Source organism: Cupriavidus sp. 8B (assembly GCF_054589115.1).
The window spans coordinates 1-10878 of record NZ_BAAILO010000249.1 but is presented as its reverse complement, the minus strand read 5'-3'; the positions used below and the strand labels follow the sequence as shown (position 1 = coordinate 10878).

Annotated in this window: 10 protein-coding genes and 3 pseudogenes; 8 read left to right on the top strand and 5 right to left on the bottom strand. The window is 62.4% G+C overall.

Annotated features, from left to right (window positions below; translation table 11 throughout):
* The coding region (locus ACYP5B_RS23915; RefSeq protein ID WP_459571332.1) for a 3-isopropylmalate dehydratase large subunit at positions 1-1488 on the top strand (1488 nt) is incomplete at its 5' end.
* A gap of 337 nt (positions 1489-1825) precedes the next feature.
* Here ACYP5B_RS23915 and ACYP5B_RS23910 read toward each other — a convergent pair.
* From ACYP5B_RS23910 to ACYP5B_RS23895, 4 genes and pseudogenes are all read right to left on the bottom strand, one after another.
* Entirely contained in the window at positions 1826-1969 is a 144-nt protein-coding gene (locus tag ACYP5B_RS23910; RefSeq protein ID WP_459571331.1) for a hypothetical protein, read from the bottom strand.
* A 301-nt stretch (positions 1970-2270) separates the two neighbouring features.
* Positions 2271-3060: pseudogene (locus tag ACYP5B_RS23905) on the bottom strand (DUF4158 domain-containing protein); the annotation flags it as partial.
* Positions 3061-3065: 5 nt separating this feature from the next.
* Positions 3066-3161 (bottom strand): annotated as a pseudogene (locus ACYP5B_RS23900) (integrase); the annotation flags it as partial.
* A gap of 41 nt (positions 3162-3202) precedes the next feature.
* Positions 3203-4168: a LysR family transcriptional regulator gene (locus tag ACYP5B_RS23895; RefSeq protein ID WP_459571330.1), complete on the bottom strand. Its 966-nt coding sequence runs from the start codon at positions 4166-4168 to the stop codon at positions 3203-3205.
* A gap of 91 nt (positions 4169-4259) precedes the next feature.
* Here ACYP5B_RS23895 and ACYP5B_RS23890 point away from each other — a divergent pair, with 91 nt between their 5' ends.
* The 4 genes and pseudogenes from ACYP5B_RS23890 to ACYP5B_RS23875 all read left to right on the top strand — a co-directional run.
* On the top strand, positions 4260-5264 hold the full coding sequence (locus tag ACYP5B_RS23890) for a Bug family tripartite tricarboxylate transporter substrate binding protein (RefSeq protein ID WP_459571329.1): 1005 nt from the start codon (positions 4260-4262) through the stop codon (positions 5262-5264).
* Positions 5265-5271: 7 nt separating this feature from the next.
* Positions 5272-6396 carry a CoA transferase gene (locus ACYP5B_RS23885; RefSeq protein ID WP_459571328.1) on the top strand — a complete coding sequence of 375 codons (1125 nt, stop codon included), beginning with the start codon at positions 5272-5274 and terminating at the stop codon, positions 6394-6396.
* Between the two features lie 39 nt (positions 6397-6435).
* A complete protein-coding gene (locus ACYP5B_RS23880; RefSeq protein WP_459571327.1) occupies positions 6436-7839 on the top strand; it encodes a serine hydrolase domain-containing protein in 1404 nt (467 codons plus the stop codon).
* Between the two features lie 55 nt (positions 7840-7894).
* A pseudogene (locus ACYP5B_RS23875) lies at positions 7895-8395 on the top strand (porin); the annotation flags it as partial.
* Positions 8396-8579: 184 nt separating this feature from the next.
* Here the strand turns inward: ACYP5B_RS23875 and ltrA are convergent.
* Complete coding sequence (ltrA, locus tag ACYP5B_RS23870) at positions 8580-9605, bottom strand: group II intron reverse transcriptase/maturase (RefSeq protein WP_459571326.1); 1026 nt, start codon at positions 9603-9605, stop codon at positions 8580-8582.
* A gap of 17 nt (positions 9606-9622) precedes the next feature.
* Here ltrA and ACYP5B_RS23865 point away from each other — a divergent pair, with 17 nt between their 5' ends.
* The 3 genes from ACYP5B_RS23865 (at position 9623) to ACYP5B_RS23855 (ending at position 10791) form a co-directional block, all read left to right on the top strand.
* Positions 9623-9910, top strand: a complete 288-nt coding sequence (locus ACYP5B_RS23865) for a DUF5372 family protein (protein WP_318234241.1) — start codon at positions 9623-9625, stop codon at positions 9908-9910.
* 52 nt (positions 9911-9962) lie between these two features.
* Complete coding sequence (locus ACYP5B_RS23860; RefSeq protein WP_318234240.1) at positions 9963-10295, top strand: DUF6788 family protein; 333 nt, start codon at positions 9963-9965, stop codon at positions 10293-10295.
* 136 nt (positions 10296-10431) lie between these two features.
* Positions 10432-10791 (top strand): recombinase family protein, encoded by a 360-nt coding sequence (locus ACYP5B_RS23855; protein WP_459571325.1) that lies wholly within the window; start codon positions 10432-10434, stop codon positions 10789-10791.
* Positions 10792-10878 lie beyond the last annotated feature (87 nt).

The following is a 10878-nucleotide window of genomic DNA, read 5'->3' as shown; positions in this document are numbered from 1 at the left end:
GAAGAATTCACGCGCGGAGAGAACGAACTCACCGCCGAGTTGATTCGCCAAGGAGGACTCTTTAGGCTGACCCGGGCACGGCGCTCCGGTTGGCAGGTTTCGGCACCGCCTGCGCAACTGAGGCCGATGACCTATGCCGAAAAGATCGTCGCGAGAGCGAGCCGCCGCACATGCGTAACACCTGCCGAAAGCGTCTTTGCCAAAGCAGATTGGCGTTATGCACACGAATACGTCTCCCCGATGTGCATCAGTTCGTTACGCCGGGAGTGCGGTGACCGGATTGAACTCCACGATCCCGACAGCATTGTGTGTTTTTCGGACCACCTGACGTTCATCCACCGCAGCATGCCGCCCGAACGCCGCGCCCTCGGACTGCTCGATGTGGCGCAGTCAATGGGCCGCGTCCAGCAGCGCTTCTGCGAGGAGCACGGGCTACGCCATCACGGATTGTTGACCGACAGGGACGGGTCCGAAGGGATCAGCCACTCGATCATGGCGGAGCGCTACGTCAAGCCTGGCCAACTGGTCGTCGGTACCGACTCGCACACTCCTCACTGCGGCGCGTTGGGCGCACTCGCGTTCGGGATCGGCGCCACCGAAATGGCCAACGCTTGGCTCACTGGCGACGTTCGTGTGAAGGTACCCGCGACGTGTCGGGTAAATCTCAAAGGACGGCTGCCATCAGGGGTGGAAGCGAAGGACATCGTGTTGCACCTTCTGCGCCTGCCGTACGTAAGGGACGGCCAGGCGATCGGGCAGGTATTCGAATACGGCGGCGAAGCACTTGCCTCATTGCCGACGGACGAGCGAGCAACGCTCACGAACATGGTGGCGGAGATCGGTGGCTTCAGCGGCATCATCGTTCCCGACGAGCAGACGGTGCGCTTCTTACGAGAGCGTCGGGGCATCGAGTTCGAGATCGAGCCGTGGATGCGCAGCGACGAGAACGCCGATGTGGCGCACACCATCGACGTCGACTGCTCGCAACTCGAACCCATGCTAGCCCGCCCCGGTGATCCTGGGCGAGGCGTGAGCGTATCCGAACTCGGCGATCCGGTGCAAGTGGACATTGCTTACGTCGGTTCTTGCACCGGCGGCAAGCGCGAGGATCTGCAGCGCTGCTACGAAGTGATGAAGTGGGCTCTCGAGCATAGCCTCAAGGTAGCCGAGACGACCCACTACTTCCTGCAGTTTGGCAGCCAGGACGTCAGAGACTACTGCTCGCGCGAAGGCATACTTGAGGTGTTCAAGCGGGCCGGCGTCGAGCTCATCGAACCGGGGTGCGGCGCTTGCGTAAACGCCGGGCCGGGCGTCTCGGAGCGCCCGGATCAGGTAACGATCAGTGCCATCAACCGCAACTTTCCCGGACGTTCCGGCCCTGGCCAGGTTTGGCTCGCCAGTCCGTCAACTGTGGCAGCGAGTGCTATCGCGGGCCGCATCGTCAGCTTCGAGCAGTTGCGAGCTCTCGCGCTCCACAGCCAAGTTTGATTCCTGCCAATCCACAAGGCCGCATGCAGCCTTTGCCAGCACGACTTGACCCCATCGCTGAATGATTTCCAACCCGAGGCGCGGGGGCGCGCGCCTTGCCGCGAAAGAAATCCTTTTCCAGCCCACGTGCCAAGAGACCTTTGAGGCTGAGGGACCAGAAAAGCGAACTTAGCTTCCACATGAGCGGGCTGTCGGTTGAGCCAAGCTTCCGTCTCTGAATGCGAGCCGTCACCGACGCTTCGGATGGAAAGCAATAAGCCAGTCCCGAAAGACTCGGCGAAGTACGCGTCGGAGCGCCCGCGGTGCGACCGGCTACGCATTCACCATCGACGCGCCCTCACCTCATTCCCCAGATCCACCAACCGCTTCCCTGCTCTGCCTCGCGCTCGTCCCGCCAGGCATAGTCCTGGCGCGCGTCCGCGCCGGTGTAGCGGTCGCTCTGGCGCGCGATCGTCTTCTTGAGCGCCAACATCTCGGACACGCTTCCGCTCTTTGCGTGCTGTGTTCAAGAAATCATTTTTGCGGATTGGTAGGGATCGACTTCATTGGTTGGCTCAGTGAGGACAACTGCAGCCAATCTGGCAGTTCGCCTTTACCGTCCCAAACACGACCATCCGCACTCCGGTAGCGCACCTCCTGCGGTTTGGTAGCATCCTCAAAACACCCAGCACGCATAAGGTCGTCGAAGGAAATGCTGTTTCGGGGGGCGCTTCAGAAATCGGAAAATATTGCACGCTAAGCTATGTGAGCCCCGGCCGAGGCCGGTTGGCGCCTTATACTAGGGCCTGAATGAAGAGCACTGCCAGCGTGTATCGTTTGGCGGCCTTGAGCGAGCAGATCTTGGCGATATCCAGCGCGCGCCTCCGTGATCAACTGGGCCCGCTTAGGCACCGATAGCATCGCTGGCTATTTCCGCAGACCCGGGATGTGCTTGACGAAACGCGATCTCGCGGGTGGCTGGGCGTTTGGGTTCGCGTTTCAACTGATTCCAGCCGGATTTTCCCGCATTGCCATCGCGAATAGCGCCTCGATCCTGGACATGAGCGAAGCGCATCTAGTGCCATCGGCGACGGCCCCATTGATGGCCTCATTGCATCGGTGGCGGGCCTGGGCCGCAATCCGTCGGCGGCAGTTCATACCGTCCCCGGATCAGCTCCTCAACCAGTACGGTAACGATGTCCGGCAACTCGATCTGATGTGCGCGGCTTCCGCGGCCGGCATACCGGAATCCACCTGCCTGATGCCAAGGTGGGCGCGCAGCAGTTTCAGGTGCCGTGACCGGGTGCCCGAGACGTCGTAGCGCGAGACGATGCGCCGCGACAAGGGACGGATGCACAGCGCGGAAGCAACATGGTCGATCACGGCGGCCGGCACTTCCGCCAGCATCGGGAAGTAGCCGAGACGCTGCAGCAGCTTGAGCTGAACGAGAATCAGGACCGAGGCCTAGGTCTGGCGCGCCTGGTTTTGCGCAAAGCGGATTTCTGCCGCGGTCGGCGTGAACGCCGCCTTCAGCTCGATGGCGTTAGGCTCGCCCGGCGGCGCCGGATAGGCGGTCTCGTGGATCGGTGGCATAGCACCTATCGCCGCGCGAAGGCCTGCTCTAGCTGGCGAGCGCGCTGCATCTCGTCGTCGTGCAGATAGATCGACGTCGCGGTGATCGACGCATCGCGCATGCGGCGTGGCGCGGCTTGCCGACTGCTAAAAAATTACAGCGCTAGGAATTTCCCTCTTCCTGCAGTGCCTTGGCAATCAACGTAACGGCCGGGGACGCCTCCGTATCCTGATGGGTGATGAAAACCATCCGGCCGGAGCCAAATGGCGTGCGCAGGCGTACCTTATGCACCATCGACATCGCGCTGTAGTGCAACACGGCGCTGTCCGGCGCAACGGCCAGGAAGCCACTCGTGGCCACTATCGACAAGCTGCTATGGAATGAAATCGATTCGATATGCGGTACCGGTGGCAACTGGCCGTTGTCGAGAAACGGCTGTTCGAATATCTCCCGAGTGTGGGTGCCGCGCGGTGGCAGTATCCATGGACTTTCGCGCAACGCCGACAGGCTCACCTCGCGGCGTCCGGCCAGCGGATGGTGTGGGGCGCATGCAATTGCCAGGTGCTCGTCCCAGAGCGGCGTAATGCTCAGCCGCTCCTGCGACTGCTCGGGATGACCGGCTTCCAGCCGCCCGACCACGCAGTCGAGCTCTCCCTTGGCGAGCATGCCGAGCAGTCCGCTCACAGTGTGTTCCCGCACCTGCAGGCGCGGCAGGTTGCCTTGCCGGCTTAGCGAGGCGACCAGCCTCGGCAACACGTTGACCCCTACCAGCGGCAGTACCCCCATTCTGACCAGCGGGATTTCCGGCCGCTCCGCCAGCGCTTCACTGGCGGCATCCAGCGCGCCTAGCGCAATGCGCAGGCGCTCGAGGGCGCGTTCACCAGCCGGGCTCAGGCGGCCGCCGCGGGTGGTGCGTTCGATCAGCGTGCAGCCGAAGGCCTGTTCCAGTTCCTGGAGCATCTTAGTTACCGCCGGCTGGCTGATGTGCATCAGCTCGGCGGCGGCGGTCAGCGAACCCGTGCGCGCCACTAGGTCCAACAGCCGCAGATGGCGGATACGCAGGCGGTCAACCCGATTAGGAAGGGCGGTGGGCGAAGCAGCCACGTGCGCGAGGGAAGCCTTTGCCATAACTAATCTTGATGGATTCATAATAACTGGATAATTGTCTCGAATACTTGAGCGGCGCGACAATCGGGCGAAACCATAAAGGAGACCTGATATGCCTGCATCCTCCCGCTGCGCGCGTCGCTTGATACTGCGGACCCTGCTGATGCTGCCCGTCGTTGCGGCATCCGGTATGCCGGCCTCCGCACTTTCCGCAGACAGCTATCCCAGTCGCCCAATCCGGCTGGTGGTTCCCTACGCCGCCGGTGGCGGCCCCGATATCCAGGCGCGCAAGCTCGCCGAGGTGCTGGGCAGGGAGCTGGGCCAACCTATCGTAGTCGAGAACAAAGTCGGTGCAGCGGGGATTCTTGCCGCCGAATCCGTGGCGCAGCAACCAGCGGATGGCTATACCTTGCTGCTGGGCGCCTCCACCCACATCGCGCAAAAGCTCTTGCAGCCAGGGGTCAAGTTCGATCCTGCGGCATTCACCCATGTGACCCGCATTGGCGTCAGCCCGGCCATGCTCGTCGTGGGCAGCAACTCCTCGTATCTCAAGGTGGCCGACCTGGTGGCCGCCGCGCGGCGCTCCCCCGGCTTGCTCAACTATGCATCGGGCGGCATCGGCTCGGCGGCGCATATCTCCGGCGCGGCGTTCGCGTCGGCGACCGGCATCAAGGCGGTTCATATCCCCTACAAGGGCTCGGTGGAAATCGTGCCGTCGCTGATCAAGGGCGACACGCAGTTCGGCTTTCCCGTGGCTACCACAGCGATGCCGCAGATCGCCAATGGCAAGGTGCGGGCGCTTGCAGTGACCTCGGCGCAGCGGATACCCACGCTGCCCCAGGTACCCACTTTAAATGAGGTGCTCGGCCGTACCGATCTGACGCTGGACTCATGGAGCGGCATCTGGGCTCCGGCGAACCTGCCTAAGCCTTTGGTGGCGCGTTTGCATGCCGCCATGCTCAAGGCGCTCGCGGATCCGGGGCTGCGCCGCTTCTATGCCGAGACGGGGACGTTCATCGACCCGAGCCCGACACCGGAGGGTTTCTCCCGCCTGATCGCCGAGGAAACCGCCAGGATGCGGCAGGTAATCGACAAAAACCGCATCACGATCGAATGAGGCCGCCATGCCAATTACGTCCGCTACTCCGCCCACCAAGGCATTTACTCCGCTCGCCGGCATCGGCATCCTCGATTTCTCGCACGTCATCGCCGGCCCTTTCGCCACGTTCTTGCTGTCCCAGCTCGGGGCCGATGTGACCAAGGTTGAAAACGCCAACGGCGGCGACGTCATGCGTCGCGCCGGCGGGGGCCGCGAGGGCTTTGTCGCGCTGAACGCGGGCAAGTCTTCGCTTGCCCTCGACCTTTGCAGTGAGGACGGACGGCAGCAGGCGCGGAAGCTGGCCGCCTCTTGCAATGTCTTTGTCGATAACCTGCGGCCCGGCGTGCTCGAGCGCTTCGGCCTGGGCTTCGAGGCGGTGCGCGAACTCAACCCGCGCGTCGTCTACTGCAGCATCTCCGGCTTCGGGCGCGGGGCGACGGAATGGGAGAACCGCCCCGCCTACGATCATGTGGTGCAGGCCGCCACCGGCATGGCATTTATGGCCGGCAACGAGGGCGATCCGCCGATCAAGACCGGCTTCCCGGTGATCGATTCCGCCACGGGGTTGCTAGCCGCATTTGCCATCCTCGCCGGCGTACGCGAGAGCGAGCATACCGGGCGCGGCATGCTGCTCGATATCTCCATGGCCAGCGCCGGCATGCAATTGATGTATCCCTTGACCTGCGCCGCGCTCACACGCGGCACCACGCCTCCCCGGCAGGGGAACCAGGGCTACTCGGGCAGCCCCTCCGCCGACTTCTTCCGCACGCGGGATGGCTGGCTCGCCATCGGCGCGAACACGCCACGGCAACTGCTGGCATTGCTGGAGGCGCTGGGCCTTGATCATCTTGCAAGGGATCCCGCCTTGTTCAATCCGCCGCTGGACGGCGGTGATTTGCCTGCCTTCGTGCGCTCGCTGGACCCGGCGGCGCTGAAGGATGCGCTGTCGGCGGTTCTGGCCGATGCCAATGCCACGGAGCTGGAGGTGCGGCTCAGCGCCTGTGGAATCCCGGCCTCGCGCTTACGCAATATTGCCGAGTTTGCTGCCGAATCAATGGCAAACGGCAGCATCGAAACCGTCGAGCTACACGACGGCGAAACCACAGTGGTGTCGCCGGGGCTTGGCTTTCGGGTACACACCGGCGCCTAGCACTTCCCCTTTTAGCCGCAAGCGGATCGCTGACGCGGCGTGTTTGTGCACGCCGCGCATACATGCGCTCGTCTTTTCACCTGGCCCCACATCTATTCAAACGGATCTCCCATGACATACATGCTACGCCTGTGCGCCACTGCCGCCCTGCTGGCGGCCGGCGCGAACTGCCTCGCCGCCGAGAGGATCGGCAACGCCGCCGAGAACAACCTTGATGTGCCAAGCGAGCAGGGCATCATGGTGGGCTTCCCACCAGCACCGGAAAACCTCATTACGCTGCAAAATCAAGGCGCCCCGCGTTTCGTGCGCTGGAGCATCATGCATAGCGCGAGCAACTTCCCGACTGCGCGCGTGTCGCGCGGCACGAACGCCATTTTGCCGCTCCCGCAGGGAAGGCCGCTGGACGTGGAGAGCATCCAAACGCGCGACGACAACGGCAACCCGATTTCGATGCGCGAGTTCTACCGGCGCACCGGATTGGATGCGATTCTCGTCCTGTACCAGGGGCGCGTCGTATTCGAACGCTTTCTCGGCGACATGCGGCCCACCACACTGCACGGCATGTTCTCCTGCACTAAGAGCCTGGTCGGCACGCTGGCCGCGACGCTGGCATACGAAGGCACGCTCGATCTGAGCGCACCGGCCAAGCGTTACGTGCCGGAGCTGGCTGCGTCTGCATTGGGCGGCGCCACGCTGCAGCAACTGCTGGATATGCGTGCCAATTATCGCTTTGGAGACGATATCCACCAGAGTGGATCGGTGCAGCGCATTTTTCACCAGGCGCTCGGTGTCATGCCCCGGCCGAAGGACTACAAGGGCCCGGACGGTGCCTATGCCTTGCTGATGAGCGCGCAACCGGCGGGGGAGCATGGTACTGGACCGTTCCGCTACGACAACGGCAGTACTCAGGCATTAGGCTGGGTCATGCAGCGCGCCACAGGCAAGAGCATGTCGCAACTGTTCAGTGAGCGCTTCTGGTCGCCGCTCGGCGCGGAGCAGGACGCCGACATGGTGCTCGATGTGAAGAAGGCGGAGTGGACCGCGGCCGGCATGAGTGCGAACCTGCGCGACCTCGCACGCTTCGGCGAAATGATGCGTCTGGATGGTGTCTTCAACGGCAAGCGCATCGTGCCCAGCGAAATCGTGGCTGACATTCGCAAGGGCGGCGACAAGTCCGCTTTCGCGGCGAGCCCGTCTGGTCCGAGCCGGCCGGGAGGGTCATACCACAACCAATGGTGGATCAACCACGACGCCTACGACTCCTACAACTGCGCTGGCCATTATGGGCAACGCAAGTGGATTGCCCCCAAGGGCGAGGCAGTGATTGTACAGCTCTCCACCGATTTGGGCGAAGCCAGCGCACAAGAGCCGCTCCGGCAACGGACCTATCGGGCCATTGTCCAGGCATTGAGGCGCACGGCTGGCAACCCGGCCACGCGCTGAACGGCCTGCTGCGATTTTTCCACTACACAAGAACAACCATGAGGAGACGATGAACATGAAGAGAGCGCTTTTCTCACTCGCAGCCTTCTGTGCCGGCACGGCAACAGCGCAGGCTCAATCGAGCGTGACGCTGTATGGCGTCGCGGATGCCAATATCGAGTATGTGACCAATATGTCCCCTACTACACCGCTCCAGCCGGGATTCCCCAGCCAAGCAGGAAACAGGCTCGCCCTCAACTCTGGCGGGCTATCCGGCTCGCGCTGGAGCTTGCGCGGGCTGGAAGACCTCGGGCAAGGCCTCAAAGCCGTGTACGTACTGGAGAGCGGCTTTGGTGTGGATGACGGCAAGCTGACGGGAGGAGGCCGGCTGTTTGGCCGGCAAGCATACGTTGGCTTGCAGAGCGAACAGATTGGCCGCTTCACCTTCGGCCGACAGTACACCGCGATCTTCGATGCCTTCGCCAACTTTTCGCCCACCCGATACGGTTCACAGTATGAGCCCATCGTGGCCCAGCTCGGGCTAGATTATCGTTCAGATAACACTGCCAAGTACACGGACTCGCGTAGTTCCAAAGACGATACCTCGTTGCGCGTCGGCTTCCCGGGCCTTTCTAACGGCTTCCCTCAACAGGTGCCGTTGGCCCCGGTGCCGACACGCCCTGGATAGTCGAGTAGCGCAAGGGAATCGCACCCTCACGCCCTCACAGAACCGGACGTGAACCTCTCGATTCATCCGGCTCCTATCGTCCAACCGTGGTCTCCACGGCCCAGTGCGCAAAGAGGCCCGGCTGCCGAGACTTGACGTCTCGTAGCCATGCCGCTGCACGCAGCTTACGACCGCGGAGATGTTTGTACTTCCGTTGCGCCCAGCGGACCAGTGCGGCATCGAGCACAAGCAGTACCCGCCCCAGCGCAGACCGATAGAATCGACCGTAGTAGTGAATCCAACCAAGCAACGTCGGACGCGTTCGGTCCGCCAACTCAGTCAAACTCAAGTCATAGCGGTGCAACACACTGCGGCGACGCAACTCTTGTCGCATCGCTTTTGCAGCCTTGTTACTGACTGCAGGCACGAAGCCAACCGACAGCTTACCCACCCGACTTCTGACACTTCGCGGTCTGAACGTATAGCCCAGGAAGTCGAACTGACATAGCGGATAGCTTGCATGCCTGTTGGCCTGCTTGCAATACACGATCTTGGTCTTCTCTGGATGCAAATCCAGCTTGCATTCGGCCAGCCGCGTCTCTAGCCCCTGCTTGAGCAGCCGCGCCTGCGCTTCGCTCTTGCAATGACAGATGACATCATCGGCATAACGCGCGAATGGCACGTCCGGGTGATATTTCTGCATCCACCGGTCGAACGCATAGTGGAGGAACAGGTTAGCCAGCACCGGACTGACGACACCGCCTTGCGGCGTGCCCTTGTCCGGATACTCCACGGCCCCGTCAGGCATTTGCACGGGTGCCTTGAGCCAGCGCTCGATATACAGCAGCACCCACCCGCAGTCCGTGTGACAGCGCACCGCGCGCATCATGAGTTCCCAATCGATACTACCGAAGAAATTCTTGATGTCGAGGTCAAGCACCCATTCGTACTCCCAGCATCGCTGCCGGGTGACGTTGAGCGCCTGATGCGCCGATCGTCCGGGACGATACCCGTATGAGTCACCGTGAAACACCGGTTCCACGAGCGGCTCCAGATATCGCTTGACCACCGTCTGAGCGATGCGATCGGAGATCGTGGGGACGATCAGCGCGAACTGCACAAGCGCTCAACGAGCATTTGGGATGGGCTGAGATCCGCCATCCGTTTCATCCGCTCCGGGGCCAACGTTTTCCGGTCCTGAAGACGCGCCGGGTGGCGGGCGTCGACACACTGCTGCTGGGTCATCTAGAACGCGGCAGCTTCAGCATCGCCCGCGAATGGACCGACTGGGGCGCGCCTGCAGTCGAAGACGATTGCGAGGTCCCTGTGTCTCGCTTCGATCTGGGCATGCTGCTGGAGCTGATCGCGTTGATCGACCAGCTTGCCGCTTCATCCTCCAAGAAGTCATCAACCAAAGGAGCTTGATCAATGCATCTCATTGACCTACTATCAGACCAGTTTTTAACGTGGTCCGCTCATGGAAGATATTCCGTCGTCTACCTTACGCAAGCGTCGCGCACAGTTGCTGCGGCACATGCCGGCGTTGGAGACGCTCTTGCGTGGCTCGCTCATCGAGCGCTACAAGCGCTGCGGCAAACCTGGCTGCAAGTGCGCCGACGGCCCCGGTCATGGCCCCAAGTACTATCTGTCGGTGAGTTTTCCCGGCCGGCGACCGCAAATGGACTACGTGCCACAAGCCGATCACGCCGACGTCACCGAACGCTTGGCGAACTATCACCGGGTCCGCGAGATCATCGAAGAGATTTGCGAGATCAATCGCGAACTATTACGCCGCCGCGAGGCGCTCTAAGGGGCGTCGGTGAGCCAGGCGCCGCTGTCGCTCACCCACTCCATCGACCCGCAATTGGCCGGCGTACTCATCGCCAACATGCTCGAGGCTTGGCTCACCGCCGGGTCCGCGCTGGAGCCGACCGAGGAGGCCGTCGATGAACACCAAGATCACCCCGCAACATCACAGCAAGCCGGCGTACATCTATATCCGCCAGTCGACGCTGGCCCAGGTGCGGCACCATCAGGAGAGCACCGAGCGCCAGTATGCGTTGAAGGACAAGGCGCTGGCGCTGGGCTGGCCGCAAACGTCGATCCAGATCCTGGACCGGGACCTCGGTCAGTCAGGCGCGCAGATGACGGGCCGCGAGGACTTCAAGACGCTAGTAGCGGATGTCTCGATGGGGCAAGTGGGCGCGGTGTTTGCGCTGGAGGTTTCGCGCCTGGCGCGCTCGAACCTGGACTGGCATCGCCTGCTCGAGCTGTGCGCGCTTACCCATACGCTGGTCATCGATTAATGTGCACAGGTCAGTAATGTGGGGCGAGTCGCTCTCCGCATCGGCCGGACACCGGATTTCAGGCGACGACTGCACATTAGTGCAATG